This window comes from Nocardioides sp. NPDC047086 (assembly GCF_040643685.1).
In the GTDB taxonomy this organism is placed as follows: Bacteria; Actinomycetota; Actinomycetes; order Propionibacteriales; family Nocardioidaceae; genus Nocardioides.
Window position 1 is genome coordinate 25,557 of the sequence record NZ_JBEYUV010000031.1, and the last position, 26,655, is coordinate 52,211.

Annotated in this window: 31 protein-coding genes, 3 tRNA genes and 1 pseudogene; 11 read left to right on the forward strand and 24 right to left on the reverse strand. The window is 67.2% G+C overall.

From position 1 onward, the window contains the following. Positions 1-41: 41 nt before the first annotated feature. From ABZ796_RS20505 to ABZ796_RS20520, 4 genes are all read right to left on the reverse strand, one after another. Positions 42-257 carry a hypothetical protein gene (locus tag ABZ796_RS20505; RefSeq protein ID WP_357339358.1) on the reverse strand — a complete coding sequence of 72 codons (216 nt, stop codon included), beginning with the start codon at positions 255-257 and terminating at the stop codon, positions 42-44. Between the two features lie 185 nt (positions 258-442). After that, positions 443-1,033, reverse strand: coding sequence for a bacterial proteasome activator family protein (locus ABZ796_RS20510; protein WP_357339359.1), 591 nt, complete (start codon positions 1,031-1,033; stop codon positions 443-445). A gap of 14 nt (positions 1,034-1,047) precedes the next feature. Then, positions 1,048-2,022: an NAD(P)H-quinone oxidoreductase gene (locus tag ABZ796_RS20515; protein WP_357339360.1), complete on the reverse strand. Its 975-nt coding sequence runs from the start codon at positions 2,020-2,022 to the stop codon at positions 1,048-1,050. A gap of 17 nt (positions 2,023-2,039) precedes the next feature. After that, entirely contained in the window at positions 2,040-2,609 is a 570-nt protein-coding gene (locus tag ABZ796_RS20520) for an NTP transferase domain-containing protein (RefSeq protein WP_357339361.1), read from the reverse strand. A gap of 23 nt (positions 2,610-2,632) precedes the next feature. On the opposite strand from ABZ796_RS20520, the gene ABZ796_RS20525 reads away from it, so the two are divergent. From ABZ796_RS20525 to ABZ796_RS20540, 4 genes are all read left to right on the forward strand, one after another. Beyond that, positions 2,633-3,433, forward strand: coding sequence for a carbon-nitrogen hydrolase family protein (locus ABZ796_RS20525; RefSeq protein WP_357339362.1), 801 nt, complete (start codon positions 2,633-2,635; stop codon positions 3,431-3,433). Between the two features lie 169 nt (positions 3,434-3,602). Next, a complete protein-coding gene (locus tag ABZ796_RS20530) occupies positions 3,603-5,225 on the forward strand; it encodes a hypothetical protein (protein ID WP_357339364.1) in 1,623 nt (540 codons plus the stop codon). A gap of 49 nt (positions 5,226-5,274) precedes the next feature. Beyond that, entirely contained in the window at positions 5,275-5,505 is a 231-nt protein-coding gene (locus tag ABZ796_RS20535) for a biotin/lipoyl-binding carrier protein (protein ID WP_357339365.1), read from the forward strand. A gap of 42 nt (positions 5,506-5,547) precedes the next feature. Next, a tRNA-Ser gene (locus tag ABZ796_RS20540) sits at positions 5,548-5,635 on the forward strand. 3 nt (positions 5,636-5,638) lie between these two features. On the opposite strand, the gene ABZ796_RS20545 is transcribed toward ABZ796_RS20540, so the two are convergent. After that, a complete protein-coding gene (locus ABZ796_RS20545) occupies positions 5,639-5,863 on the reverse strand; it encodes a hypothetical protein (protein WP_357339366.1) in 225 nt (74 codons plus the stop codon). Between the two features lie 171 nt (positions 5,864-6,034). Here ABZ796_RS20545 and ABZ796_RS20550 point away from each other — a divergent pair, with 171 nt between their 5' ends. Both ABZ796_RS20550 and ABZ796_RS20555 read left to right on the forward strand, forming a co-directional pair. After that, positions 6,035-6,529, forward strand: coding sequence for a hypothetical protein (locus ABZ796_RS20550; RefSeq protein ID WP_357339367.1), 495 nt, complete (start codon positions 6,035-6,037; stop codon positions 6,527-6,529). A 43-nt stretch (positions 6,530-6,572) separates the two neighbouring features. Next, a tRNA-Ser gene (locus ABZ796_RS20555) sits at positions 6,573-6,663 on the forward strand. Between the two features lie 387 nt (positions 6,664-7,050). On the opposite strand, the gene ABZ796_RS20560 is transcribed toward ABZ796_RS20555, so the two are convergent. Then, the gene (locus ABZ796_RS20560) at positions 7,051-8,121 is read right to left on the reverse strand and encodes a LuxR family transcriptional regulator (protein ID WP_357339368.1); all 1,071 of its coding nucleotides are present in this window, start codon (positions 8,119-8,121) and stop codon (positions 7,051-7,053) included. A 107-nt stretch (positions 8,122-8,228) separates the two neighbouring features. Here ABZ796_RS20560 and ABZ796_RS20565 point away from each other — a divergent pair. Further along, positions 8,229-8,301, forward strand: a tRNA-Arg gene (locus ABZ796_RS20565). A gap of 129 nt (positions 8,302-8,430) precedes the next feature. Here the strand turns inward: ABZ796_RS20565 and ABZ796_RS20570 are convergent. From ABZ796_RS20570 to ABZ796_RS20610, 9 genes are all read right to left on the reverse strand, one after another. Further along, positions 8,431-9,666 (reverse strand): site-specific integrase, encoded by a 1,236-nt coding sequence (locus tag ABZ796_RS20570; RefSeq protein WP_357339369.1) that lies wholly within the window; start codon positions 9,664-9,666, stop codon positions 8,431-8,433. Then, positions 9,667-9,846 (reverse strand): helix-turn-helix domain-containing protein, encoded by a 180-nt coding sequence (locus tag ABZ796_RS20575; RefSeq protein ID WP_357339370.1) that lies wholly within the window; start codon positions 9,844-9,846, stop codon positions 9,667-9,669. A gap of 13 nt (positions 9,847-9,859) precedes the next feature. Further along, positions 9,860-11,434, reverse strand: a complete 1,575-nt coding sequence (locus tag ABZ796_RS20580) for a replication initiator (RefSeq protein WP_357339371.1) — start codon at positions 11,432-11,434, stop codon at positions 9,860-9,862. After that, the gene (locus tag ABZ796_RS20585; protein WP_357339372.1) at positions 11,431-11,643 is read right to left on the reverse strand and encodes a hypothetical protein; all 213 of its coding nucleotides are present in this window, start codon (positions 11,641-11,643) and stop codon (positions 11,431-11,433) included. Before ABZ796_RS20585 ends, ABZ796_RS20580 begins: the two co-directional genes overlap by 4 nt. Beyond that, complete coding sequence (locus tag ABZ796_RS20590; protein WP_357339373.1) at positions 11,640-11,921, reverse strand: WhiB family transcriptional regulator; 282 nt, start codon at positions 11,919-11,921, stop codon at positions 11,640-11,642. The genes ABZ796_RS20585 and ABZ796_RS20590 overlap by 4 nt, the downstream gene beginning before the upstream one ends. Next, positions 11,918-13,243, reverse strand: coding sequence for an FtsK/SpoIIIE domain-containing protein (locus ABZ796_RS20595; RefSeq protein WP_357339374.1), 1,326 nt, complete (start codon positions 13,241-13,243; stop codon positions 11,918-11,920). The genes ABZ796_RS20590 and ABZ796_RS20595 overlap by 4 nt, the downstream gene beginning before the upstream one ends. Positions 13,244-13,343: 100 nt before the next feature. Then, entirely contained in the window at positions 13,344-13,520 is a 177-nt protein-coding gene (locus ABZ796_RS20600; RefSeq protein ID WP_357339375.1) for a hypothetical protein, read from the reverse strand. Further along, positions 13,517-13,876 (reverse strand): hypothetical protein, encoded by a 360-nt coding sequence (locus ABZ796_RS20605; protein WP_357339376.1) that lies wholly within the window; start codon positions 13,874-13,876, stop codon positions 13,517-13,519. The genes ABZ796_RS20600 and ABZ796_RS20605 overlap by 4 nt, the downstream gene beginning before the upstream one ends. Continuing rightward, on the reverse strand, positions 13,876-14,313 hold the full coding sequence (locus tag ABZ796_RS20610; RefSeq protein ID WP_357339377.1) for a plasmid replication, integration and excision activator: 438 nt from the start codon (positions 14,311-14,313) through the stop codon (positions 13,876-13,878). The genes ABZ796_RS20605 and ABZ796_RS20610 overlap by 1 nt, the downstream gene beginning before the upstream one ends. Before the next feature lie 127 nt (positions 14,314-14,440). Here ABZ796_RS20610 and ABZ796_RS20615 point away from each other — a divergent pair, with 127 nt between their 5' ends. Together ABZ796_RS20615 and ABZ796_RS20620 are read left to right on the forward strand one after the other, a co-directional pair. Further along, positions 14,441-15,277 carry a hypothetical protein gene (locus ABZ796_RS20615; RefSeq protein ID WP_357339378.1) on the forward strand — a complete coding sequence of 279 codons (837 nt, stop codon included), beginning with the start codon at positions 14,441-14,443 and terminating at the stop codon, positions 15,275-15,277. A gap of 6 nt (positions 15,278-15,283) precedes the next feature. Then, the gene (locus tag ABZ796_RS20620; protein ID WP_357339379.1) at positions 15,284-16,090 is read left to right on the forward strand and encodes a hypothetical protein; all 807 of its coding nucleotides are present in this window, start codon (positions 15,284-15,286) and stop codon (positions 16,088-16,090) included. 20 nt (positions 16,091-16,110) lie between these two features. On the opposite strand, the gene ABZ796_RS20625 is transcribed toward ABZ796_RS20620, so the two are convergent. Continuing rightward, positions 16,111-17,733, reverse strand: coding sequence for an AAA family ATPase (locus tag ABZ796_RS20625; RefSeq protein WP_357339380.1), 1,623 nt, complete (start codon positions 17,731-17,733; stop codon positions 16,111-16,113). 414 nt (positions 17,734-18,147) lie between these two features. Between ABZ796_RS20625 and ABZ796_RS20630 the strand changes: the two genes are divergently transcribed. After that, a complete protein-coding gene (locus ABZ796_RS20630) occupies positions 18,148-18,354 on the forward strand; it encodes a hypothetical protein (protein WP_357339381.1) in 207 nt (68 codons plus the stop codon). A 647-nt stretch (positions 18,355-19,001) separates the two neighbouring features. Then, positions 19,002-19,256, forward strand: a complete 255-nt coding sequence (locus ABZ796_RS20635; protein ID WP_357339382.1) for a hypothetical protein — start codon at positions 19,002-19,004, stop codon at positions 19,254-19,256. Between the two features lie 84 nt (positions 19,257-19,340). On the opposite strand, the gene ABZ796_RS20640 is transcribed toward ABZ796_RS20635, so the two are convergent. From ABZ796_RS20640 to ABZ796_RS20675, 8 genes and pseudogenes are all read right to left on the reverse strand, one after another. Continuing rightward, a complete protein-coding gene (locus tag ABZ796_RS20640) occupies positions 19,341-19,997 on the reverse strand; it encodes a GntR family transcriptional regulator (RefSeq protein WP_357339383.1) in 657 nt (218 codons plus the stop codon). Then, a complete protein-coding gene (locus ABZ796_RS20645; protein WP_357339384.1) occupies positions 19,994-20,950 on the reverse strand; it encodes a hydroxymethylglutaryl-CoA lyase in 957 nt (318 codons plus the stop codon). The genes ABZ796_RS20640 and ABZ796_RS20645 overlap by 4 nt, the downstream gene beginning before the upstream one ends. Continuing rightward, positions 20,947-22,158: a CaiB/BaiF CoA-transferase family protein gene (locus ABZ796_RS20650; protein ID WP_357339385.1), complete on the reverse strand. Its 1,212-nt coding sequence runs from the start codon at positions 22,156-22,158 to the stop codon at positions 20,947-20,949. The genes ABZ796_RS20645 and ABZ796_RS20650 overlap by 4 nt, the downstream gene beginning before the upstream one ends. A 38-nt stretch (positions 22,159-22,196) precedes the next feature. After that, positions 22,197-23,009, reverse strand: coding sequence for an ABC transporter permease subunit (locus ABZ796_RS20655; protein ID WP_357339386.1), 813 nt, complete (start codon positions 23,007-23,009; stop codon positions 22,197-22,199). Beyond that, a complete protein-coding gene (locus tag ABZ796_RS20660) occupies positions 23,006-23,785 on the reverse strand; it encodes an ABC transporter permease subunit (protein WP_357339387.1) in 780 nt (259 codons plus the stop codon). The genes ABZ796_RS20655 and ABZ796_RS20660 overlap by 4 nt, the downstream gene beginning before the upstream one ends. Beyond that, on the reverse strand, positions 23,782-24,585 hold the full coding sequence (locus ABZ796_RS20665; RefSeq protein WP_357339388.1) for an ABC transporter ATP-binding protein: 804 nt from the start codon (positions 24,583-24,585) through the stop codon (positions 23,782-23,784). The genes ABZ796_RS20660 and ABZ796_RS20665 overlap by 4 nt, the downstream gene beginning before the upstream one ends. After that, complete coding sequence (locus tag ABZ796_RS20670; protein ID WP_357339389.1) at positions 24,582-25,574, reverse strand: ABC transporter substrate-binding protein; 993 nt, start codon at positions 25,572-25,574, stop codon at positions 24,582-24,584. The genes ABZ796_RS20665 and ABZ796_RS20670 overlap by 4 nt, the downstream gene beginning before the upstream one ends. A gap of 524 nt (positions 25,575-26,098) precedes the next feature. Beyond that, positions 26,099-26,512: pseudogene (locus tag ABZ796_RS20675) on the reverse strand (transposase). Positions 26,513-26,655 lie beyond the last annotated feature (143 nt).

The window sequence follows — 26,655 nt, forward strand, 5'->3', positions numbered from 1 at the left end:
GGCTGTGTACGACGGACCGAAGATGTAGGCGCATGGTCAGGTCAGCGCACGGCGCCGAGTGCGACGATGCCGGTGGCTGCCAGGGCGGCGACACCGAACATCGTGGTGCCGACGGCAGGCGGCATCCCGCCGCGGTGCTTGTGCTCGGACGGGTCGGTCTTGCGGAGGCTGCGAACGGCGTCGAGGACGTTGTTGCGGATCGACTCGACGGCGGTCAGGTCACTGCGGTGACGTGCGGTGATCGTGGTGGTAGCCATGGCGTTTCCTCTTCTCGGCGGACGGCGCTGGCCGTCCGTTGACCGGCGGCCTTCACGTGAGAGAAACGGGGTCGTGACCGGGTCATGACGCAGGTTTTCGCCACGTTGGGGCTACAGAAGATCCACAATCGGGACACATCACCACGGCTCCGTGGTGCAGCCGCCGTTGCCGGCGGGTCGCTGCCCTAGAGGTAGAGCCCGCCGGAGGAGTCGCCGTGGTCGTGCTGGCCACCCTGCTGCGGCCCGCCCTGGCCGGGGGCCGGCTGACCCTCGGGGGAGAGGCTGACGCCCGGCGGCAGACCCTTGCGGATCTGCTCGAACTGGGCGCGGGCGGCGACCTGCTGGGCGTAGATGGCGGTCTGGATGCCGTGGAAGAGGCCCTCGAGCCAGCCGACCAGCTGCGCCTGCGCGATCCTCAGCTCACCCTCGGACGGGGTCTGCTGCTCGGCGAAGGGCAGCGAGAGGCGCTCCAGCTCCTCGACCAGCTCGGGTGCGAGCCCGGACTCGAGCTCCTTTATCGAGGCCTGGTGGATCTCACGCAGACGGTTGCGGGAGGCCTCGTCGAGCGGGGCGGCCTTCACCTCCTCGAGCAGCTGGCGGATCATCGATCCGATCCGCATCACCTTCGCGGGCTGCTCCACGAGGTCGGTCACGTCGCGCTCTTCGTCCTCGTCGGTCTCCCGCGCGGTGGCGTCCTTGAGTACGTCGGCGGGCACCGCGATCGGCTGACCGTCGGGCCCGATGACCACGACTTCCCCGGTCTGCTCCTGAGTCATGCACCCAACCCTACCTAGGGTGCGGTGGTCAGCAGGATCTTGCCGGTGTGCGTGCCGGACTCCATGAGCCGGTGCGCCTCGGCGGCCTCCGCCAGCGGAAGTACGTCCTGGACGACCGCCTTCACCTCGCCGGCCTCCACCATCGGCCAGATGCGCTCGACGACCTCGGCGCAGATCGTCGCCTTCTGCTCGACCGGGCGGCCACGCAGATTGGTGGCGATCACCGCGGCCCGCTTGCGGAGCAGGGCGTTGATGTCGAGCTCGGCCTTGGTGCCGCCCTGCATGCCGATGATGACGAGGCGGCCCTCCGGGTTGAGGGCCTCGATGTTGCGGGCGAGGTATTTCGCGCCCATGTTGTCGAGGATGACGTCGGCGCCGCCGAAGACCTTGGCGACCTCGACGAAGTCCTGGTCCTTGTAGTTGATCGCCACCTCGGCGCCGAGCGACTTCGCGAGCTCGGCCTTCTCGGCCGAGCCGACCGTGGTGAGCACCCGGGCACCGATCTGGCTGGCGAGCTGGATCGCCATGGTGCCGATCCCGCCGGCACCGCCGTGGACCAGGAACGTCTCGTCGGGGGTCAGCCCGCCGACCATGAACACGTTGGACCAGACCGTCGTGGTGACCTCGGGGAGCGCCGCGGCGGTGACCAGGTCGACCCCCTCGGGCACCGGCATCACCTGTCCGGCCGGGACGGCGACCTTCGTGGCGTACCCGCCGCCGGCCAGGAGCGCGCACACCTCGTCGCCCACCTGCCACTCCTCGACGCCCTCGCCGACCGCGGAGACCACGCCGCTGCACTCCATCCCGATGATGTCGCTCGCGCCCTTCGGGGGCGGGTAGAAGCCCTGGCGCTGCAGCAGGTCGGCCCGGTTGAGCCCCGCGGCGGCGACGTCGATCACGACCTCGCCGGGTGCCGGCTCCGGGTCGGGAAGCTCGGTGACGGTGAGGACCTCGGGTCCTCCGGGCTGCTCGGCTACGACGGCTCGCATGCCCCCACCCTAGGAGCCTAGAGCGACTTCAGGTCGGTCCAGGTGTCGATGTCGCGGTGCTCGTCGCCCTCCGAGGGGACCTCGACGAGATCGAGGCCGGCCAGCAGCTTGCGTAGGGGCATGTTGTGCTGACCCTCGTGGTCCGGACGGACCTCGGCGAGCCGGGCGGTGGAGAGCACCAGAGCCAGCTGGCGGCGCTCGTCGGGTCCGACGAGCGCGGCGCCGTCGCGACCGAACGCCGCCTCGCGGAGCCGGGAGAGCGTCCGCGGACGCAGGAAGGGCATGTCGACGGCGATCACCCCGACGTACGCCCGTGGGGTCAGCAGCGCGTCCGCGCCGGTCAGCAGCGCGGCGACCGGGCCACCGAAGCGGGGGTCCTCGCGGACGAAGGTCACCGGGCGCTCGGTGTGCACCGGGTCGCCCACCACGACGACCTCCATCGCGTCGACGACGGCGTCGAGCGCCCAGGCAAGCATCGTGCGGCCGCCGAGCTCGATCCCGGACTTGTCGATCCCGTCGAGTCGCGAGCCACGTCCGCCGGCGAGCAGCACGGCTGCGTACGGCTCCCATTCGTCCCAAGCAGTCACACGGCAGACCCTAGTCTGGAGACGTGACCACCTGGAACAGCCTCCGGATCAGCCTCGTGCAGCACGCCTCGGGTCTCGAGCCCGACGACAACCGGGAGCTCCTGGCCGAGCTGACCCCGAGCGACAGCGACCTGGTCGTCTTCCCCGAGGTCTTCGCGCGCGACTTCGGCAAGCCCGGGTCCGACCTCGGCCCGTACGCCGAGAGCAAGGACGGGCCGTTCGGGACCGAGCTGGCCCGGGTGGCCGGGGAGCGTGGGGCGACGCTGGTGGCCGGGATGCTCGAGACCAGCGGCGATGCCGACGGCCGGCCGTTCAACACCTTGCTCGTGCGGGGTGGGGCGGAGGCGGCGTACCGGAAGATCCATCTCTACGACTCCTTCGGCTACAAGGAGTCGGATGCGCTGGTCGCGGGCGCGATCGAGCCGGTGGTGGTCGACATCCCTTCGACAAGCTCAGGACATCGCGATGGGGTGCCGACGGGGCTGATGACCTGCTACGACCTACGCTTCCCCGAGCTCGCCCGGCGGCTGGTCGACGAGGGTGCCGAGCTGATCGTGCTGCCCGCGGCCTGGGTGGCCGGGCCGCGCAAGGTCGACCACTGGCGCACCCTCGTGCGCGCCCGCGCGATCGAGAACACCGTCTTCATCGCGGCGGCCGCCCAGTCGGCCCCTCGCTACTGCGGTCATTCGATGATCGTCGACCCTCTCGGGGACGTGCTGGTCGAGGCCGGCGACGGCGACGAGGTCGTCTCCGCGACGATCGATCGAGCCGTGCTCGAGGAGGCGCGTCGCACCAACCCCTCCCTGGTCAACCGCAGAATGTGACCCTGGTCAACAACTCCCCGTCACAGCGGTAAACGGATATCGATGACTCGTTAGGTTCACCCCTTCCCCGGTATCCTCGCCTGTTATGGACCGAGCCCCCCGCCGTCGCGCTGACAAGAGCAAGCGTGGCCGTCGTGCAGCCGGTCGCAGCGAGCCCACACCCGCTTACGTGGAGCCGACCTCGAGCGAGGCGCTGGCGTATGGCCAGTGGGCGGAGGACGATTGGGCCGGCTATCAGGACACCGGCCAGACCTTCGAAGGGCAGGGCAACAGCCAGGGCTGGAGCGAGAGCGGCTGGGCCGACGAGGCTTGGTACGACGAGCGGCAGCCGCCTCAGGAACCCCCTTCCACGGGCGGCGGGCGTCGGATCGCCGGCCGCGCCGAGCCCGAGCAGTTCGACGAGCCGAACGGCTACACGGGCAAGCGGGCGCGTAAGGCGCCGGAGGAGGCGCCCTACGGCAGCTACCCGGCGCCGGAGTTCCGGGCGCAGCCCGAACCGGCCCTGAGCGGGCCGACCGCTCCGCCGCCGAGCGCCTGGCAGGCGCCGGCCTACTCCACACCGGCTCCCTACCTCGGGACGACCGGTCTGGCGCAGGCGCCGCAGACGCCGGCCCACGTCCAGCAGCCCGGCTACCAGCCCGACCCCTACCAGTCCGGCCATCTCGAGCCGGTCCACGATCCCGCCGGGCCCTACGACACCGAGCAGTCCGGTCGGCCGAACACCGCCGCCAAGGTGACCTCGTTCCTGGCTCAGCCGCGAGTCCCCGGAGCGGGCGCCGCCCGCGCGGGCCTCGGCATCATCGAGAGCCTGACCGCCGGCACCATCCGGGCGATCTGGCTGGTCGCGCTCGCCGTCGGTGTGCTCGGCCTCGCGGTCAGTGCCTTCGACCTGGGCCCGGAGATCTTCGGCGGCCTCGGCGCCGCCGTGGTCGGCACGGCGTACACCTTCGCGCTGGCTCACCGCACCGGTGGCCGACCGCTGATCTTCGGTTCCCTCGCAGGGGCCGCCGGGCTCGTCGTGGTGCTCGTGGACAACGAGGCGCTGCGTACGGGGGCGGCGGTTCTGGTCGCATCGGTGGCGGCGGTCCTCGCGGTGATGGCCACCGTCCCGTCGCGTCGCTTCCCGAAGACGATCCGGGAGGCGTTCATCGCTGTCGGCATCGCTGCGCTGGGAAGCTTCGCAGCGCTCGGCTTCGAGCCGGTGGTGATGGTCTCCCGATTCGAGTACGCCACGCTGGCCTGCTCGCTCGCGATCGCCTTCTTCGCGGTCTACCGCCTCGGTGCCGGCCTGCACGGCCTGGGCCGGCGCGGCGCGATCATCGTCGGCATCGGTGGCCTGATGCTCGCGCTCACCCTCATCTACGCCGAGATGCTGCGCCGCTACGGCAGCACCGGCCTGCTGGACTCGGTCGACGACATGCAGCGCTGGTGCCGCATCCACATCGGTGGCTACCCGCACCCGATCCAGGCACTCTTCGGGGTCCCGGCGCTGGTCTGGGGCACCCACATGCGCTCCCGGCGCCGCCAGGGCTGGTGGGTCTGCCTCTTCGGTGTGGCGCTCACCGCGCCGGTCGCCAGCACCTTCCTCAACCCCGATGTCGGGCTCGCCGAGGCGGCCCTCTCGATCGTCTACAGCATCCTCATCGGCCTCGTGATCGCATTCATCATCATTCGGATCGACCTCGCGCTGACCGGCTCGCCGGCCGCCGGCAGTGGGCGCAGGGCGGCGCGTGAGGCCGACGAGGCCAGCGCCGTACGCCCCGAGCCCGGCCGCACCCACGCGCTGCTCTGAGACCGTCTCCAGCTAGGGCTACCAAGCGGTAACCCATAGGTTCTGGGGTATGAGCCGCAGAGCCCCCACGACGATCGCTGCCGAGATGGTCGCGAACGTCATGAGCATCGGAGTGCAGCCCGGGGACACGGTGGCCGTCGGTGACACCGTCATGCTCCTGGAGTCGATGAAGATGGAGATCCCGGTCCTCGCCGAGGCCCCGGGCACCGTGGTGGCCGTCAAGGTCGCCACGGGGGACGTCGTCCAGGAGGGCGATGTCCTCGTCGAGTTGAGCGCCTGACCTTCAGGCGCACTACACTCGGCCAAGCGCCCTCGGGCGCATGGAGGGATGCCGGAGTGGCCGATCGGAACCGCCTTGAAAGCGGTCGTAGGGAGACCTACCGCGGGTTCGAATCCCGCTCCCTCTGCCAGAGCTAGACCTCTTGCAGGTGCCGGTCCACGTCGATCATCACCCGCCGTAGCTCGAGGAGGAGATCCTCGAGGTCGGCGCGGTCGAGCACGTCGTCGGCGAGGACGGCGAGCCGGCTCAGCAGCGTGCCGCGGTCGCGGAGCGCGCTGACATCGGTGAGGGCATGCCACTCCTGACCGGTATCGAGGACCAGCAACGCGTCACGTACGCCTGCGAGGCGCTGGCGCACCGACCATCGCCACAGACCGACGTTGGCCCCAGGACGGGGAGCGGCGATTGCGGTATCCAGGGCCCGAAGAGCATCCGACATATTGGGAAGCACACCTGTCATGAGCCGATTGTGACCTAGGTCACGTAAAGGAGCAAGCCAATGCGGTCTCCGGCCCTCGTGTCGGCCACAATGGAGAGCGTGTCATCTGCTGAGCTCACCTACTACCGCCTCGCTCCCACTGTGCAGGCCCGCCTCCTCGGCGCCGCCGTGGTCGGCCTGGCACTCCTGGTCTTCGCCGGCACCGCCGTCGTGATCGCGGCCCGGATCGACTTCGCCTGGCTCTTCATCCCGCTCGTCGTCGGCGTCGCCGCAGTGGTCGGGTTCGGTTGGTGGCTTCGCAACAAGGCGTACGTCCTGCGCGCCAGCGCCCAGGGCTACCGGATCGCGTTCGTCCGGGGTGCCGGCGTCCGCGAGGCTCGCTGGGTCGACATCCAGGAGGCGGTGACGACCATGCCCCACGGCACGCCGTGCCTGGAGCTGCGGCTCAAGAAGGGCGGCGCCACCACGATCCCGGTGACCATCCTCAGCATCGACCGCGAGCAGTTCGTACGCGAGCTGCAGGTCTATCTGAAGGCCACCATCAAGCCCCTCGACCCGGCTTCGGGAACAACCGAAGGGCCCTGATTGGTCCCTGGAGCGTTGGTCTTGTAGCCTGTTCGCGCAGTATGGAGGCGTCGCCTAGTCCGGTCTATGGCGCTCGACTGCTAATCGAGTTTGGGGCTTAAACCCCATCGAGGGTTCAAATCCCTCCGCCTCCGCTGGTTTCTATGAGTTTGGCCCCCTTTGGTAAGGGGGCCAAACTCATTCTGACCTGCATCTTTGTGCCGCGCAGAGGTTCGTACATCGGAACACAGGTTGTTCGTAACCTGCGGCTGGCACCATACTTAGATGCGTAGGCCTCTCGGCGACAACCGCGGCCTCGAGACCATGAAGGGAAATCTATGAAGCTCGTACGCTCTGCGGCGGCTCTTGCTCTGGCCTCCGCTGCAACGGTCGTCGTTAGCTTGTTCGCCACGGCCCCGGCTCAGGCCGACACCAGCTGGATCGTCAAGGCCGACACTAGCTGGATCGCTGCGAACAACGACACCAGTTGGTGATGTGCAGTACCCGATGCCGGTGATCAGTGGCCACACAGATCACCGGCGTCAGTCGCGCGGTAGAGGCGTGTTGCCGTCGAGTGCGGCGTTCTCGGCATCGCTTCGGCCGATCTCGTAGCCCAACTGGAACCGAGTGTCCGCTCCGAACTCGTCCTTGAGGTCGGATACGTAGCCGGCGTACGTCCGTGGGCTCACGCCCAGGCGTTTCGAGGCAGCGGGGTCTGAATGCCCTTCGATCAGCATCCGCAGTGTCATGGACCGCTGCTCACCAGCCACTTCCTTCATCGTCGATGTGTCGGCCGCGGAGAACGGGCGGGCTCGTTCCCAGGATCGCTCATAGACATCGACCAGGTAGGCCACGATGGCAGGCTCACGCACGGCTAGGGCCGTCTCGATCCCTTCGGGTCCCGGGATGATCGCAACCCGACGGTCGAAGATGAGGATCTTGTTGAAGAACTCGTCCAGTGTTCGGACTTCGCCTCCCGCTTGTGAGACCGCGGCTACGTAGTCCCGAGTCGCAGCGTGGCGGCGGGCTGCATGCTGGTAGAGCGTCCGCATCTTCACGCCGCGCCTGAGGAGCGCAGCGTCCTTACGGGCGGTTTCCGCCAGCACGCTGGGATCACGCGTCGCCTGTGGCTGCGCGGTGAGCGCCTCGAACTCGCATTCCGCAACCAGGGAGTCGATGAACGGCTGGATCTGCGGCCGGTGGATGTTGGTCATTCCGCCGCGTTGGTCGGCCGGCGCCGAGCGCCGCCAGGCACTGTGCAGGGCGGTGAAGTCGTTGGCCCACTCAGCCGACTCCTGGAGGAGCCTGATCCCCTCCTGAGTCATGGGTGTGACGACCTGCGCCTGAACCGTCGCCGGGTCGACGGTCACCCAGGTGCCCGGTGCTTCGTCGGGGTTGCGAACGAGCCCCAGCTCCGCAAGAGCCGCCAACGCGCCCGCGTACTCCCCGTCCTCGCTGATCTGTGGGTCCGACACGGGGATCCCGCCCCGGTTCGCGATGAGCTCGAACAGCTCGATGCCCTTGGCCTCGAGCAGTGCACGCGTCCTGGGCGTGCGTCCTTCGTCGGTCACGTTCTTCTCCTCGCCGGACGGCGTGGTTTGACGCTTGCTCACGCTCCACCTCCCCGATGCTGTGGCTGGCGCAAGATCCTCTCACACGTGGCGATTTCTGGTCACCGACCATCTTCCGCTAATGTTCTACACGTTGCTTCGGTAACACTGCGCCTGTAGCTCAACGGATAGAGCATCTGACTACGGATCAGAAGGTTTGGGGTTCGAATCCCTACAGGCGCGCAGAACATGCGCAAGTGAGAGGTTGGCCCCTGACCAGGCAGAACGCCATGGTGAGGGGCTTTCTTCATTTCCCCCGTGGGTTCCGAGTGCGAGGCGCTTGCTAACGCTTCTGCTAACAGGGTCACGGTTTCAGCGGCCTTCTTCGGTCTCGTCGCCATGCTCGTCGGCGCCCTCATGGTCTTCGTCGACCAGGTTGGCGAAGCGGTCCGCAACCTCGGCAGCCTGCTCCGGAATCACGTGGGCGTAGACACGCAGAGTGACCGACGGGTCAGCGTGGCCCAGGCGAGCAGCCACCACGTGCACCGGCACCCCAGCCTTGAGGAGCAAGGTCGCATGAACGTGCCGGAGGTCGTGAAACCGGATGTGGGGGAGTGAGGGGCCACGGGTGGCCTTCGGCTTGGCGTCGTTGGCCTCGGTGTACTCCTCGATCGTCTTGGCGAGCCGCTGAGTCGGTGCGGTCGGGTAGATGGGCTTGCCGAGTCCGTTGACGAAGACGAGCCCCGTGTCCTCCCACGCATCCCCGGCAACAGCCTGGTTCTTCATCTGCTCTTTGCGGTGAGCCTTGAGAGCGGCAAGGGTCACGTCGTCGAGCGACACTCGGCGCTCCCGGCCGCTCTTGGTGGATCCCTCGAGGCGCTGGTTCTCCACAAGACCGGCAGATGCACGGATGCGGATGGACTTGCCCGTCCAGTCGACGTCAGACCATCGCAGCGCCAGGAGTTCGCCTCGACGAGCACCGGAGTACGCCGCCAGCCGGTAGAGCGGGAACCACTGGTGATCCTTGACCAGGCCGAGGAACAGCCGGAGCTGCGCCGCATCCCACACGTCCGGGGCTTGGCTGTGGCCCTTGCTCTTGGGCTTCTTGGCTCGCAGCGCGGGGTTGCTCGGAAGGATGCCCTCGACTTGGACCGCGTCGTTGAGCGCCTTCCGGAGAGTGGCGTGAACGTAGTTCACAGTCCGGCGTGAGAGCGGCTTGCCGTCCTTGCCGCCATGGTCGAGCAGGTCGACGTACAACTTCGTCAGCGTCATCGGCCGGATCTGCTGCAGGCGCATGTTGCCGATGTTCGGGATGACGTAGTTCTCGATCATCTGGCGATATCCCGACAGAGTCGCGGGCCGGACCTCGAGGGCATGCGCACCGAGCCAGTCCGCCAGGTACAGCGCCACCGAGATGTCCGAGCGGTCGACGAACTCACCGCGCCGAGCAGCCACACGGGCCTCATCCCGTTGTTCTTCGGCCTCATCCTTGGTTGCGAAGCCACCGACCCACTTGGGCTTGCTCTTGCCCGTGAGCGGGTCCTTGACGCGGATGACGAAGTACCAGAGGTTGCCGCGCTTGATGATGCCGTCCTTCATGCCAGCCATCTAGGCCGCCTCCCCGATGCCCTCGACGTACGCCAGGAGAGCCGACGCCTTCACCCGGCGGCAGCCGTCGATCTTGACGGAGGGGATCACCCCATCGCGCACCATCTCGTAGACCTTGGAGCGACCCATGCTCAGCGCCTGGGCGGCCTCGGTCACGGTGTAGAGCAACTTGCCTTCCATCTCTCTTGTCCTCTCATCGGTTGGTGTTGTTGGTCTGGGCACGCCATTGGTCGTACTCCCGCGCTCGAGCTGCAGCGGCGAGGGCGAGGGTTTCGTCTCCGGGTGAGGGCCACCCGATGCCGTCGAAGGTCCAGTTGCCGATGACGAGGGTCGTTTCCTCGTCGGCTAACAGCCAGGCCTCAAGTTCGCCGAGGTCGAGCAGGGTCGCGCGGGCTTGCTCGTTGTGCTCGGCAGCAGCGCGGATCTCGGCGTACCGGGCACGGGCACGGCGCAGGCGTCCGAGGCTGATGGAGTAGCGGCGTGACTTGGTGGAGAAGTGGCCACGGAACCCGAGCATGTGAGCCCACTTGCCGAGCAGGTCATACGGGTTGACCGGGTCCGACTTCTTGGCGTCGGCCTTCCGGGCACCGTTCTTGATGCCGTAGTGCTTCATGGCCCGCATCGCGAGTGAGTGACAGCGAGCGTTCATCGCGGCCAGGTGGGGGCGTTGCGACTCGGCGGAGCGGATCGAGTTGGCGTCTTTGGTGGCGTACTTGGCCAGGTAGCCCGCGACCTGCTCAGGCACCAGGGGACTGTCAGGGTCGTCAGTGCGGTGCCCGTCACGGACCACCCGAACATCGAGCTGCTTTCCCCAGCGCAGCAGCCGCGCCACGTCGTCATGGTCAACCGGCGGAGCGGTGTAGGTGACAGCGCCGGCGGCGTGCTTGACGAGGCCGGCCAGGGCGTGGCCGTCGAGCGGGGCGGGTGAGCCGGGGCCGTCCGGGCCGTCGAGCCGGATCAGGGCGTGGAAGTGAACCAGGCCGCGGGCTTGGTATTCGGCGACCTTGGCGAACTGCACCGCGGCGTGCTTCTTCAAAGCAGACTCTGTGACACCGAGTGCCCGAGCAACAGCGCGGCGCAGCTCGATGGTCAGGCGTCGCCATAATTCGGGGGCGTGCCACTGCCAGATGATCGCGGAATCGGTGTCGTGACACTCCGAGCAGAACGGCGCACCCACGATGGAGTCGTCCTCGGCGTGACGTGCCATGCACGAGATCGGGCGGCCGTGTTCGCAGCGGGCACCCCGGTCACGGTTACGCGGATGGCAGCGAGAGCCGTTCTTGAAGTGGGTGTGGACCGGTCCGAACGAGGGTGCGGTGAAGGTGGCGAACAACAGCGGGTTGTCTGCCACGGTGGCGGGGATGGTCTTTCCGCCGACGAGGCCAGCGTTGATCATGGCGAAGGTGTCGCGGGCATAGGTCCGCGAGCAGGCGGGGCAGACCTCGGCGCGGCGGTTGCCGCAGGGCCGGAACAGGACCCCGAGCGGGGCATTCGCGGACGCGTAGGTGCCGACGAGATCCCCGCTAGCGAGGTCGTAGGTTTCCGAGGACCCGGTTAGCCGGATGGGATGAGCGCAGTTGTTCACGCTGGCGAGGGTTTCGGCGAAGGCGTCGAAGGTGCCGTCACGCCAGCGGGCGAGCATCGAGGTTGCTTGGTCGGGGGTGAGTCCGGGCAGATCCAGCGGCGCACCCTCCCCGTACCCCGGGAATCCCGAGGCGGAGGGTCCGTCACTGTGGATGCCCGGTGCATCCATGGTCGAGATGGTCACGCGGCAACACCCCTTATGGCAGCGGCGTGGCCGGGGCGAGCAGTTCGGAGGGCTGCGGCAGCAGCGTGGATGTTGGGGTAGATGTTGGCGTTGAAGCCGCCCCAGCCGGGGCAGCCTGGCGCGCAGCGTCGCCAGTAGTGGCCGCAGGCCAGAATCAGCGGGCAGCCGTACTCGTCGAGCACGCAGACCGGCACGGTGTTGGTCTTCATGCCGCACCACCCAGCACGGAAACCGCGGGGAGAACGTCGAGCAGGTCTAGGAGGTCGGCCGGCTCAGGGGCACGGTCGACCCCGGCCCACCAACCACCCGTGGCCTTGGACGAACGAGCGTAGGACTCGCAAGCGAGCCGTACCGGGCACCCGTCACAGGTCTCGCGCATCAGGTCGACCAAGACCGAGGGCGTCTCGACAGCGTCGGTCGTCCATGGCAGCCCGCGAGTCTCTCGAGTCGCGCACGCGGCGTGTTCCATCCAGGCGGGAGCACTCATCGCGCACCCCCATCGGTCAGGGAGAGCTGCATCCCGGGAAGGTCCCCAGGAGCGGCATCCGAGATCGTCACCAGATCCGGTGTCGCGGGGTAGAGCGAGGCAATCCGGCGGATCAGTTCATCGGACCAGTAATCGGCCCGTACACGGTCGGTCGAGCCGTCCTCGTCGATGATCCAGGCCGTGCCCTGCGCACCTTTCAAGATCCGGTGTGCCGGGGCGAACGGGGCCATGCCGTCACCCAGGACCATGTTGGTTTCCATGGCCGAGCGCAGCCGCAGCGCGATTGTCTGGGTGAACAGGCCGCGCATGTCGATGACCTCTTTACGGGGGTCCTGCACGAAAGCCACGACCACGACCCCGACCGCGCGACCGATGGAGAGCAGCCGCTTGAGCAGCCGCTCGGCCTCCTTCTTCACGTTCTGGTCGGCGTATGCGGTGAGCGAGGCCAGTTCGTCGATGACGAGCAGGTAGAGCGGGTCACCGGGGCCGGGCTTGTGATTGCGTGAGACACCCCGCAGTTCCTCGGTGCGTGCATCCGCGATGGAGACGAACTCCTCCAGCATCGCTACGGCCTGCTCGCCTTTGACGGCGATCTTGGTGAACAGCGGGGCACCCATGGTCAGTTCCATGCCGCCTTTGAGGTCGATCCCGTAGGCACGGACCGCGTCGACAGCAATAGCGGGGGCCAGCGAGCCGACCATGCCCCACAGGAAGGAGCCCTTGCCCGCGCCGGAGGCACCGACGACGAGGGTGTGCCGTTGCTCGATCTGGAGGTCGAAGGGCTTGCCGGACTGGCGCCGGCCGAGGCGGACGGATTCGGTCTGCATCCGGGGCTCCGGCATCGCGGCCGTGGTGGGGGTCTTGATGAGGTCGCGCATCACCAGCTCGAACATCACCGTTGACCCGGTACGGCGCTTGGGCGGGTAGACCCGGTACGCGTCAGCGGAGTAGGTCGCGGCGAGTTTGGGGGCGAAGGCTTCCAGGTCGGCTAGAGCCTGGCCCCGGCGAGTCTTGACCCGCAGCGTGACCGAGTGTGCCGAGGTCGTGACCCTCTTGAGGCGGGGGTCGCGCCACTTCTCGATGGACTCCTCCCCGACGCCCATCTTCTTCACGCGCTTGGTGCGGCGCTTGGACAGGCCTGCCTCACGGGCTACGCCCTTCCAGGTGATCCGGAACCGCAGCCACCACCAGACCCGGCGGGCGATCGAGGCCAGCCAGGCAAGAGCCGTCAGGGTGGCGGGGCGGGTCGGCTTGATCACGACCAGGACCGCTATCGCCAGGGCGAGCAGGCCGCCGATGCTTACGTAGATCGTTTCGTTCATGACGTGCTCCGTTCGGTGTGTTCCTTCGAGGTGAGTTGGAGACCCGCCAGCCGCCACGGCTTCCCTTCCGCGACGACCGGCGGGCGAATGTGGGGCGTGCTCACTGCTCGGCCGCCTTGCCGCGACAGATCGAGCACACCGGGGTTGAGAGATCGGGGTAGTCCCAGGTCCAGGCGGTCCCGGCGTTGGGTTGCCCACAGAGGGTGTGGTCGGCGTTGAGTCCGGCGTAGTGCGCCGGCTCGGACCCGTCGCCGATCCACACCAGGTAGAGGCTCACGCCGCCACCGTGTCTTCGGCAGGGATCTGCTCGGCTGCGGTGACCTCGACCCAGCAGGCTGCCTGTCGCGAGCCTTCGTGGGCCCAGCCGGTCCAGGTGTGCCAGACCCGCTCAGGGTCGTTGGCGTGGACCGGGCCGAGGTCGTCATGGGCGACCTTCGCCAGGTGAAGAGCCGAGGCCAGGGCCTCCGCGTCGATCAGCGTGCGGGCGTGCACGTCGAGCGTGACCACCGGCACTGTGTCGGACCCGAAGTACATCCGGTCATAGCTGACACGCACGCTCAGGATCTCGACCTCGGGCAGCAGGATCAGCAGTTCGGCCACCCATGAGGCCTCGTGCGAGTTGAGGCGCTCCATCACGCGGCCTTCGTCGAGGCAGCAGCGCCACCGGTAGCGGGCTTACGCGCCGAGGGAGCGTCCATCCCGGTAGCGGTCAGGGACCACTGCAGCTTGGGGCGGTTGCCGGAGTCGTCGATCCACGGGACACCGACCAGGCCGGTGAACTCGACCGGGACGAACGGCAGCCCGGTGTCGTTGGTCGGGGGCACCGGCTGGTGCTTGGCAACGATCTTGACGTTGACCGTCTTCTCGTTCTTCCCCGCCTCAGGGTCGGGGTCGAGGACCGGCACGGTCCAGGTCGGGAGGCCGGTCTCCTTGTCGATCTTCTGCGGCCGGGTACCGTCCGGCAGGGGTGCCTGCTCCCAGTCCTGCACCGGCTCGACCGCACCCACGATGAACGCGCCTGCCGGGAAGACCTGCTCGATGGTGAGGTTCATCCTCCGCTGAATCGCCATTGCTCTCGCTCCTTCGGTTTAGGGCCCTAAACAGTCCGGGCCAAGAAAAGTCCCCGTTCGGTTTAGGGGCCTAAACAAGAAGGTACGGGATGTGCCCGAGCGAGTCAAGGGGTCTAAACTCGTCGGCGTGCCAGAGTCAGATTCAGACGAGTTCGAAGCCGTACGCCGAGACCCCGACCCGTTGCGTCGTGGGCGGCGTGCGACCGAGCTCCTGACGCTCTACCAGCAGCGCTCCACAGAACTTGCGCGACTGCGGAAGGCGGCAATCGAGGAAGCGCACCGCGAGCGCGAGATGACCTACACCGAGATCGCGAACGCCCTTGGGATCACCAAGGGCCGGATCACTCAGATCCGGGGGAGTGCCCCGAGCGCCGAGCGGGGCTTCTTCGGCGTCGGACCTGTCGCTGTGGGTGTGCCGTGGCGTTGGCAGACGACCGATCGAGAGCGACCGCTCATCGCCGCCGAGGATGCGAAGTCCGGCGACCTGATGGGCAAGCTTCTGGCGGACCTCGGCTTCACCGTCTCCACCTTCCAGGTTGGACCTGAGACCGAGGCACTGCCCGAGGGTGACGTTGTTCTGATCTGCGGCCCGATCTCGTCCCCGATCGCCTCCACCTACCTGGCCGACGATCCACGCCTTGCATTCGTCGCCCCCGACAACCGTTGGTACATCGAGGAGACCGGAGGCGTACGCCATGGCTCACCCAGCGATGACGACCAGCCGACCAAGTCAGACATCGCCTACCTCGCCCGCCACCGGATCGGAAGCCGCACCGTCGTTCACATTGCAGGCATCCACACGATGGGATCCCTCGGCGCGGTCCACTACCTGACGAACCACCTTGGCGACCTCTACGCGAAGACCAAGGACCAAGAGTTCTCATGTGTCATCCGGTGCGACTACGACCTCGCAAACGTCGAAGTCACCGACAGCACCCTCCTCGCCGGTCCGTTCATCTGGTAGCCGGCCATGCACGTCACGCTTGCCCAACACCCCGAACCACCCAGCGGCGATGACCGCGCCTTCGTCACCTCAAACGCTGTCATCGTGCTCGATGGAGCCTCCGCGTTCTCCGAACGAGACGTTCCCGCGTCGACGTACGCCGATCAACTGGGCGCGGCGCTGGCTCGGCTCATCGAAGGCAGCGACGAGCCACTTCCGCACCTCTTGGCCGAGGCGATCTCGGAGACCGTGACTGCCCTTGGCATTACTCCCGGCGGCCGCGCACCGTCGAGCACGGTAGCCATCGCCCGCCGCCGCCATGACGCGTCGCTTGATTTGCTGGTGCTCGGCGACAGCCAGATCGCCATTCCCGGCCGAGTCATCCGGGACGATCGACTCGGCGTCATTGCCAACGATGTACGTGTCGCCTACCGTGCGCGACTGGAGGCTGGATACGGGTATGACGACGAACACCGACGGCTCCTCGCCGCCCTCCAGGACGAGCAGTTGCGGCACCGCAATCGCCCAGGCGGATACTGGATCGCCGAAGCAGACCCGATCGCGGCGGAGCATGCCATCACTTGCCGAGTCATGCAGGACCCGAATCTCTGGTGCGTGCTCGCAACTGACGGGGCGTACCGCCCGATGGAGCACTTAAGAATCGACAATTGGCCGACGATCGCGACAGCGGACTCTCGGGAACTGGAAAGCGTCCTTCAGCGCTGTCAAGACTGGGAATCGACTGACCCCCATGGGCGCCAGCTGCCGCGCGCAAAGCGTCATGACGATAAGACGCTCATGATCGCAAGTATGCGGAGCGATGCGCCCGTCTGACTTTCCATGGGCGCTCCAATTCACGAACCGAATATATCGTCCTTGAGTTGGTCATATGTTGCCATGCCGGGCGAAATCAGCGGAACGAGTACCGACTTCGCGAATGCTCGCCCGTTGCTTCCGGGGTTAACAATCGAGAACTCTTTCCGAGCTTTGTTGTAGAATTCGCCGAGAATCTGCTTGAAGTCATCTCGATCATGTCCGCGCGCGACGGATTTGTCTATAAGGTCGTCCCGCCACTTGATGACGTCGTCTACCCTGTCGAGCTCTTCCAGCTCTTCGCACAGCTTCTTCAGCACGTCGTCCGCTAGCAGATATGACTCAATGTTTCGGTAACTAAGAACTCTGATTCCGGCCGCCTTCAGTTCGGTGACCTCCTCCTCGCTGAGCAAGTCCCGATCAATCACTCGAATTAGCGTCGTCCCAGCCATGATCGTTTGAATTGCCCGTCCTGCTTCAAGGCGGTCTTGTGAGACGTCCTTGCTGTTGCCTGCTGACAGGAAGTCTGTGTCGGGAAACTCTTCGGCGAATATCTGGCGATAGCAGAATGCGTCGAACTCACTATTTCCGGTGTCGTTCCCGTGAGGCACGCGACCCTCACACAGAACGACTCGCTCTGGTGCCATAAGGTGTGCTAGGTCGCCAAGGGCGACCTCCAAGGTCTTCGACCAGAAGTCACGCGACGGCTTAACTGGCCGAATTGATGCAGGCTGATCAAAATCCTTTCCCTGCATGTCAACAAAGCAGACCTCGCCAGGGCTTTCCTTGGCCAATTCCCATGCCTTTCGCATGAACCCGATGCTGTGGCTGGCGAGCAAGAGTTGAGAGTTCTCGGGAATGAGTGAAACCAATGTTTCCAGAAGTGCGCTCTGAATTCGCGTATTCAGGTGAGTCTCTGGCTCGTCAATGCACCAGATCGAGTTGTCGAAGTACTCACTCTTTACTACGGCGTCGAGTATTAGGTCGAAGCATGCCTTTTCTCCAGCGGACAAATTCTTGTACAGGAAGCCTTTGGATGAGCCCTTCGAAAAGTAGAAGGTTCCGACGGCATCTGAGCCGGCAGTTACCCCGCCGACGCCGTCGAGTTGCAGGTCGGTGAATATCCTGGCCAACGATTCACGGGCCCGTCCGATGATCCGATCTCGCAGTTCCAGGCGCGTCATATCCGCGGGCAACTCATCGCTGTAGACGCCGTCTAGAGTCTGGAGAATGAGACGCTGATAATTGTCGGACACGCTCATGTCTGCGTCGATTAGTCGAGAAACGCGCGGGGTGTCCAAGGGTGACTTAAGCCTCGAAATACCCGATACGTTAAAGTCCGCCTCGTTTCGGAAGGCGCTGCGGATGTATACAAGTTTCTTTCGCTCGATCTCACCAGCGGGGACGGGTTCGTGAAACTCGACCTGAACGCGTGCGGGCCACCCAATGGACTCGGATCCCACCTTGGCTCCGTACGTCTCATCCCAGCTGTTGCCAGCCCCGCCATTGACCCAGTGCCAAGTCTTGAGCCCATCGAAGATGGAGGACTTGCCCGAGCCATTCGGGCCAGCGATCACGATCAGCTTGGCAGCCTCAGGCAGTTCCGAGATTGCCAGGTCGGTGAATCGCTTGAACCCCTTAAAGTGGATGCTCTTCAGGTGCATCAGACCTCCGTCCATTCGTGGGTCCGTGAGTGCATCCTCCCGACGCCACTCAAGCCCGCCATCGAAGTCGATGCCCGGTATCACGTGGTGGCGATCCCGACTGACGTACCCAAGATGCGGGACCGTACGCCTGAAGCACTTCGCGGCACGTGGACTCGCAGCCGTCCCAGCGTCTGTCCGGGAGGCTGCGTCAATTCAGGACTCGTGAGAACTTTCTCTACTGACTCAAGGCGGCCTTCGGCCGCGTGCGCGGCCTCCGGGGGCGTGCGGCCTGGCGGCCGGTCCCCCTACGTGCCGCGCAAATGAAGAAGAGCGCCCAGTCCGTAGACCAAGCGCTCACTCTCCAGCCACAGCAGCTCAACGGATCAGCCGAACCCGTCCCATCCGCCACGTGCCACAGCTACCGTGCCGCCCGTGCTTCTGACCGTCACCGCCGTCGTCCTGGTTCTCGTCCTCGTCCTCGTCATGCGCTGGTGCATCCGACGGATACGCACGCTGCTCCACGAGGCAACCGGACCGTGGCGATGGGTCGGCATCATCCTGCTCGGATCAGTCGTGCTCGCCATCGGCGCGTACCTGGCCGTCGGTGCCATCAGCTTCCTTAGCTTCGCGATCGAGTAGCAGATGCCACTCACCACCCATACGGAGCCAGTTGTTTGGCTGATGACGAGGGGAGGGGGCGCTGCTGACCGGCAGGAACACTCCCCGCGACGCTTCTAGGATCTGTGATGTTGGGCAGCGTGGGGGCAAGCCCCCAGACCCCCGCCAAGGGGGCCAGGTGCCGGAACGGGTGACGCTCCGCCCCCGCGACACAGACTCCCAGCGTGTGGGGGAGGTTGCTAACGCTTCTGCTAACAGGGTCCCCGGATGATCCCGGACGATTCCGGAAAATCGAGCCCGCCAGGGAGTGGCGCTGAGCGTGGACCGGACCCCGGCGGACGGGGCTCAAGTGCCTACGGATCAGAAGGTTTGGGGTTCGAATCCCTACAGGCGCGCAGAACATGCAGGTCAGGCAGGATGCGCCAGATCCTCTCGGAGGAGACGGACATGCAGGCTGACCACAAACTAGCCAGTTCGGATCACCACTCGGGCTGGCTTTGCATCTCGGAGGCCCTCGGCGGGGCTCGTGCACCTGAGGTGCATGGATACGAACCACGCTCGAATCACTCATTTCTTGCACTCTCCTACGGAGGTGCTGACGCTGTCGCAGTTGGCCCACTACCTGGGGGTTCCTGCGCAGACGCTGTACGACCTGCGGTCTCAGGGCCGTGCAACCGGAGGCCTGCGCCGCGCACATCGCCGCACGAGATCGTCAGCAACGCCTGATGGACGACATCATCCTCGCCGGTGCCGAACAGCACGTGTTCACGACGCCGTTCCCGCGAAAGTCGAGTCGCGCCGTGGTGACCATGTGCACGGGTGTCGCCCAGTGGTATCACCCCGGCGGGGCTCTCTCGCCTCCCGAGCTTGCCGCGCAGTACGTGGCGATGTCCCGCATGACTGTCGGTGCTTCCGGCCGGTGAGTCGCCGGACAGGCGGAGACGAAGAGTGGGCTCACGGCCGTCTCAGACCGCGCGCGAGAGGCCGGCTCGGTTCGTGAACGTGGGTCAGGACGCCCCACCGGTAGCGGTGTGCCGAGCGGCGATGAGGTGGGTGCGCATGACGGACTTGGCCCACTCGGGATCGCCCTCTCGGGCGGCTGCGACGATCTCCTGGTGGTGAGCCATGCTGCGGGCGAGTGCCTCGGGGGAGTACTGGTGGAAGGTGCGGTGTACGACGGCCGGACGTACAACGGCGCGCACTGCGGCGATCAGCGCCCGATTGCCGCTGGCCTCGAGCAACCGCTCGTGGAACGCGCGGTTGAGCTCGCCGACGCTCTGCAGGTCGCGCTCGCCGCGGACCAGCGCCGCCATCCGGTCGGCAAGCTCGGTGAGTTCGGCGAGGCCATCGGCATCCAGCCGTGGAACGGCCAGGGCGGATGCTTGGGGCTCGAGGGTGACGCGGACCGAGAACATGTCCGCGATCTCCTGCGGCGTGTACGACACCAGTTGGGCGCCGCGGTTCGGGTGCATCTCCACCAGCCCGTCGGCGGCGAGCCGCCGGAGGGCCTCCCGAACCGGAGTCCGGCTCACGCCGAGCAGGTCGGCGAGCGCCGATTCCTTGAGCCGGGCACCAGGCTCGAACTCGCCCCCGGCGATCAGCTCTGAGAGCTGGCTGTAGGCCTGTCCCGTGGCGTCGGACCGCCTTGCGCCGTTGAGGGTCATGACTGCTCCGGCCAGGCGGCCGACGCGAGCTCGTCGCGAGTGCCGCCTCGACATACGAAGGAGACCGAAGGACGCCCGGTGAGTCGTGCTACGAAGTCCACCACCTCACGATAGCGAGCCAGGTCGATGCCGGTGTCGACCCCGACCGTGTCGCACAGGTGCACAAGGTCCTCGGTCGGCGCGTTGCCCAGCACATCGGGGTGACCGGGGAACCACATGTCACCGCCGAGGCCGCCGAAGGACGTCTCGAGCCAGTCGACGCCCGCGCTCATCGCCGCCAGCGCGTTGGCCATCGCGAAGCCGTTGCGGTTGTGGAGATGGCTGCCGAGCCGCAGGTGTGGATGCCGCTCGCGGACCCGGACCAGCCCCTCGGCGAGCTCGTAGGGGTGTTCCATGCCCGAGGTGGCCGCGAGGTAGAGGCCGGCTGCGCCCACGTCGACGGCTGCGTCGACCACGCGCAGCGTCTCTGCCCACGGAACCGGTCCCCGGGCCGGGGCGAAGAAGGCGCAGGCCACGCCGACCAGCAGGTCAGACTCGCTGTGCTCGACGAGGCGGCTGACACCCTCGAGCTCGACCAGCATGTCGGAGACCGTGCGGCCCTGGTTGCGCACGCTCACCTCATCGTCGGCAGAGACGACGAGGACGATCTCGTCGAGGCCGGTCTCGACGGCCCGGCGGGCTCCGATCTCGTTGGGGACGAGTCCGCGGTAGCGGACGCCGGGCACGCGGGGGACCGCGGCCATCAGCGCCTCCGCGTCGGCGAGCTGCGGCAGCACCTTGGGGTGGGCGAAGGAGACCGCCTCGATCTCCCGGACGCCGGCGTCGATGAGGAGGCGGACGACCTCCACCTTGTCCGTGGTGCTCAGGACGGGGTCGAGGACCGCCTGCAGTCCGTCACGCAGGCCGACCTCCACGACCCGGATGCTGGCAGGCGGCGGAGGCAGCCTGCTCATGCCGCACCCTCCTGCTGCAGGCGAGTGATCTCGTCGAGCGTGAGGCCGAGCTCCTGGCGGAGCACCTCGACCGTGTGCTGACCGAGTTCCGGTCCGGGCCATCGCACAGAGCCGGGAGTCTGGCTGAACCGCGGGAAGGTGTTTTGCATGGCCACGGTGCCGAGCTTGGCGTGCGGCACCTCCACGATCGCGTCGCGCTCGCGGTAGTGCTCATCGGCGAGCATGTCCGGCGCCCGGAAGATCTTGCCGACCGGCACGGCGTGGCCCTCGAGGATCTTCTCCAGCTCGGCCGTGTCGATGGTCGCCGTCCACTGGGCCACCAGGTCGTCGAGCTCGGCCTGCCGCTCGCCGCGTGCGGTGTGCGTGGCGAACCGCTCGTCTTCCCCGAGCTCCGGTGAACCCATGGCCCGGGCCAGGCGTCGGAAGACGGTGTCCTGGTTGGCGGCGATCAGGATCCAGCCCCCGTCGGCCGTCGGGTAGACGTTGCTGGGCGCGACGTTGGGCAGGATCGGGCCGGTGCGCTCCCGCACGTAGCCGGTCTGCTGGTATTCCGGCACGGTCGACTCCATCAGCGCGAGGACCGCCTCGTAGATCGCGGAGTCGACCACCTGTCCACGGCCGGTGCGCTGCCGCTCCTGGAGTGCCGCCAGCGCGCCGAGCGCACCGAAGGTCGCGGCGAGCGAATCGCCGATCGAAATGCCGGTGCGGCTCGGCGGGGTCGAGGGGTCGCCGACGACGTAGCGCAGGCCGCCCATGGCCTCGCCGATGGAGCCGTACCCCGCACGCTGGGAGTACGGACCGGTCTGCCCGTAACCGGACACGCGAACCATGATGAGTCGCGGGTTGACGGCCGCCAGGTCGTCGTAGCCGAGGCCCCAGCGCTCGAGTGTTCCGGGCCGGAAGTTCTCGATCAGGATGTCAGCGCGCTCGGCAAGGCGCCGGGCGATGTCCTGGCCTTCGCGGGTGCGAAGATTGCAGGTGACCGACCGCTTGTTGCGGCCGACCACCGACCACCACAGCGACTGACCCTGTGGGCGCTCGCGGCCCCACTGCCGCATCGGGTCGCCGCTGGTGGGGTCCTCGAGCTTGATCACGTCAGCGCCGAGGTCGCCGAGCAGCTGGCCGCAGAACGGGCCGGCGATGAGCTGGCCCATCTCGAGCGCGCGCAGGCCGGCCAGGGGCCCGGTGGACGTGGATCGGTCGGTCATGGAGTTCTCCTCGAGATCGGGCGCGGCCTCGGCCGGGCTCATCGGATGCCCATCCGGGCACGAATACGTCGTTCGATGGCGAGCATCGTCAGGACCGGTCCCAGCGCGATCAGCGCGATGAGGACGATCTGCCCTGCGATGCGGTCGACCCGGACCTGGGCGACGTTGTTGACCAGCTCCCGGCCCAGACCGACGTTCGCGCTGAACATCTCGGCGAGCACGAGGCCGAGGAAGGTCAGACCGAAGCTGATGCGCAGCGCCATCAGCACGGTGGGCAGGAGCGCGGGCAGGATGACCATGCGCACGCGCTGCGTCCGGCTGAGCTGCAGCGCGTCGGCGAGCCGTACCAGCCGGCGGTCGAGACCAGCGGTCGCCCCCATCACCAGCAGTGCCATCGGGAAGACACCGTGGAAGAACGCGAAGGCGATCCGGCTCGGCTCGCCGAGTCCGATCAGGAGCAGGAAGACGGGGTAGAGGGTCACCTTCGGGATGCTGTAGAACGCGAACAGGGGGGTCTGGAACACCTGCGACCAGAACGGGGACTGGCCGAGCACGAAGCCGAGGAGGCCGCCCATCACCGCCGCCCCGAGCCAGGCGACCACCAGCAGCCGGACCGACGTTCCGACGCCGGCCAGGAACTCCGGGCGCTCCAGGTCGGCCAACAGTCCGCGCGCGGACTCGACCGGTCCGGGAAACACCAGGCTCTGCAGCGAGGCCGCGACGACGGCCCACAGCACGAGGATGATCGCGGGAACCACGAGGAGTGTGCCGAAACCGCCCAGGACCCGGCCGATCCTCCCGCTGGGTGCGCCGCGCTGGGCGTGCGTGTTGAGGGAGGTGGTGACGGTCATCGTGTCACTCCGGCTTCTCCGCTGCCCAACGTGGCGAACAACGCGTTGACGGCGCCTGCCAGGAGCAGGACCAGCAGCACGCCGGCGTACATGTCAGCGAAGGCGAAGTCGTTGTAGGCGCGCGAGATGAAATGCCCCAACCCGGTGGTGGACAGCACGAACTCACTGGCCAGCACGCCGATGAGGGCATAGGAGAGGGCGAGCCGCGACCCGGTGATGATGTACGGCCGCGCGGCCGGCACCAGCACCTTGGTGGCCCGCTGGTAGGTGCTCAGCTGGAGCGAGTCGGCGAGCCGGATCACGGTGGCTGGGACGGCATCGAGACCCGCAAGAGTGGATGTGATCACGGCGACGATGGCGAACATCGTGCCCAGCAGCACGATCGGCCCCAGGCCGACGCCCATGACGGCGACCACGAGCGGGTAGAGGGCGAAGGTCGGGATCGCGTAGTAGACGGTCAACCACGGCTCCACCACCCGTCGCGCGGCGGGGATCTCCCACAGGGCGATGCCGGTCGCCACGCCGAGCACCACGGCGAACCCGAACGAGAGCGCGACAGCGCTCAGCGAGGGCGCCAGGGCGGAGGCCCAGAACTCACTCGTCTGCAGTAGCGCGGTCAACTCGATGGCCATCTCGCTGATCGGCACGACGGAGAACGGGTCGACGATCCCGACCCGCGGCGCAAGCTCCAGGAGGGCCGCGACCGCGACCCCGAGTACGACGGTCCAGCCCCGGACAGACAGGCCGGCGCGGCGCTCGACGACTGCGGTGGTCATCGCGCCCCCTGCTCTGCGAGCGCCCGTTCGGCCTCGCCCCGGATCCGGTGCCAGATCCGCTCGATCAGCTGCGCCGCCTCGGGGGCTCCGAGGAGGTCCGGGGACCGCTCTGCGGGCAGGTCCACGGTCATGTCGTCGATCAGGGTGCCTGGACGCGCGCTCATGACCAGGATCCGGTCTGCCAGCAGCACCGCCTCGGAGATCGAGTGGGTCACGAAGAGCACCGTCGTGCCGGCCTCCCGGACCACGCGTAGGAGCTCCAACCCGAGAACGGTGCGGGTCTGCTCGTCGAGCGCGCCGAACGGCTCGTCGGCCAGGATCAGGTCAGGCTCGGTCGACAGCACACGGGCGATGGCCGTCCGCTGACGCATGCCGCCGGAGAGCTGGTGGGGGTAGTGGCCGGCGAAATTGGACAGGCCGACCCGCCGCAGCGTGTCGAAGGCGATCCGGCGGCGCTCGGCCTTGGCCACCCTCTGGGTCTCGAGCGCGAAGGCGGCATTGTCGAGCACCGTCCGCCAGGGCAGCACCGCAGCCTCCTGGAAGATGATGCCGGACTGTCGGCGCGGTCCACGCTGGGGAACACCGTCGATGCGGAGCTCACCGGTCGAGGGCGTCTGCAGACCACCGATGATGTCCAGCAGCGTCGACTTGCCGCAGCCGGAGGGACCCACCAGTGCGGTGAAGGAGCCGGCCTCGACGGTCAAGTCCGTCGGGGACAGGGCCTCCAGGTCGCCGAAGCGCCGTCCGGCGCCCCGCACGGTGACCTCAGCCCCAGCTTTCGTGCTGGTGCTGGCGTTCACGGGAGCTGCCCCCTCTTGTCCTCGGAGAGGAACTCGTCCGTGGCCATCTCCGACCAGTTCACGCTCTCGATGTCGTCGGTCAGGGCGAGGCCGTCCTCGGCGGCCTGGAGTGCGTCGGCGTTGAAGGCCGGGCTCCAGTGATCCGCCTCCACGGCGGCCTGGACGAGCTGCTCGGCGACGGTCGGGTCGATCTCCCTATCCGCGGCCCACATCTGCGCTGCCTCGGCCGGGTTCGCGGTGATCCAGTCGACCGCATCGCCGTACCCCTCGAGAAGTGCGCGGGCCTCCTCGGGGTGCTCGTCGGCGTAGTCGCGGCCGGTCACGATGACGGTCTGCTGGTAGACGGGGACGTAGTCGGAGCTCCGCACGACTTCGCCCAGGGCGCCGCCCTGTTCGGCGACCACGCGCGGCGGGGCGTAGGCCAGGTCGATGTCGCCGGCCTCCAGGAGCGCGATGCCGGCGCCGATGCCGCCGGTGGACTTGGTCTCGACGTCCTTGATCCCGGCGGCCTGCGGCACCATCAGGCTCATCGCCTCGGTCACCGAGCCGGGGTTGGTGTAGCCCCATGTGGTGCCGGCCGTGTCCTTGGCGTCCTTGAGGTTGCTGGAAGTCTCGGCGACCCAGAGGACGTCCGAGACCGACTGGACACCTCCGCCGATCACCTGGATCGGCGCACCCTCTTCGAAGCCGTTGACCACGGCTCCGGTGGCGACCTCGCCGAAAGGCAGCCTGCCGGCGACGACGTTCTGGAGCGTCGTGCCGCCGCCCTCGGCGGGGACGATCTTGGAGATGGTGACGCCCGCGTCCTCGAAGAAGCCGCGCTCGCGGCCAACGAGCCACGGGACCCCATAGAGGTCCTCGGGGTGCGTCACCGAGATCTCGATGCCACCTTCGCCGGAGCCTGGCGAGGCAGAGCCGCCGCACCCGGCGAAGACGGTGGCTGCGGCGATTGCGATGACCGCGCTGCTGGCAGTGGTTCGTCTACGCACAGGTTCCTCCTGGTGTGATGGGATTCACACCAGATTGTATGCAATATGGCCGGACGTCAAGGGTCGCGGGGCTCCAGGTTGGAAATTTGTACACATCTAGGGCCGCGGGGCTCTCCGGGTCCCGACCGGCACGGCGCTCTCGTGACGGCCGATCTGGCGGTGGCGGCGCGGCCTCTCGGGGGCGGGTGTGAGTGTCGAGGCGTCGGGCTGGACGTTCGCCAGTTCGACGCGTAGCGCCGGCGGCTGATGAGCGGAAGGTTGGCCAGGTGTGCAAACGAGAACGGCGTCCCCACGGCGCCCCGCAGGATCGTGAGGTCCTGACGCGGGGCTGTCCGATTTTCTGTGTAAACGGTCATCGGCTAGTTCAGACCTAGACGGTCGCCGTAGGTCATCGATAGTACGTTGAGGATGGGCTGCCAGCCATTGACTCGGCCGGCGGGGTTGTTGCCCTTGTTCTTCTCGCGGTGTCGGATCGCGAGGTAGAGGACCTTGAGTGCGGACTGTTCGTCGGGGAAGTGTCCACGTCATTTGGTCGCGACTCGGAACCTTGCGTTGAGGGACTCGATCGCGTTGGTGGTGTAGATCAGCTTGCGGACCTCGGGCGGGAACTCCAGGAACGGGGCGAACTCGTCCCAGGCGTCGCGCCACGTGTTGATCATCGCGGGATAGCGCTCTTCCCAGCGTTCGGTGAAGTCGGCGAACTCGGCCTCGGCGGCGGTGACGGTGGGCGCGGTGTAGATCCGCCGCAGCCCGGTGGTCACCTTCTGTCAGTCCTTACGCGAAGAGAGCCGCAGGCTGTTGCGGACCAGGTGGACCACGCAGGTCTGCACGGTCGCGTCGGGCCAGATCGCCCGGATCGAGTCCGGCAGGCCCTTGAGTCCGTCACAGCACACGATGCACACATCGGCCACGCCCCGGTTCTTCAGGTCCGACACCATGGATCAGCGTGTCCATGATCCGGAGGTAAGCCCCAAGCGCAATCATTGCGCGTCCTGCCAGGTCAGCAGCCAATACTGCGTCGAGAGATCCCGAGGTTCCACGAACTTCGGGTGTTGGGTCGCGAAGGCCCGTCGGGATCAGA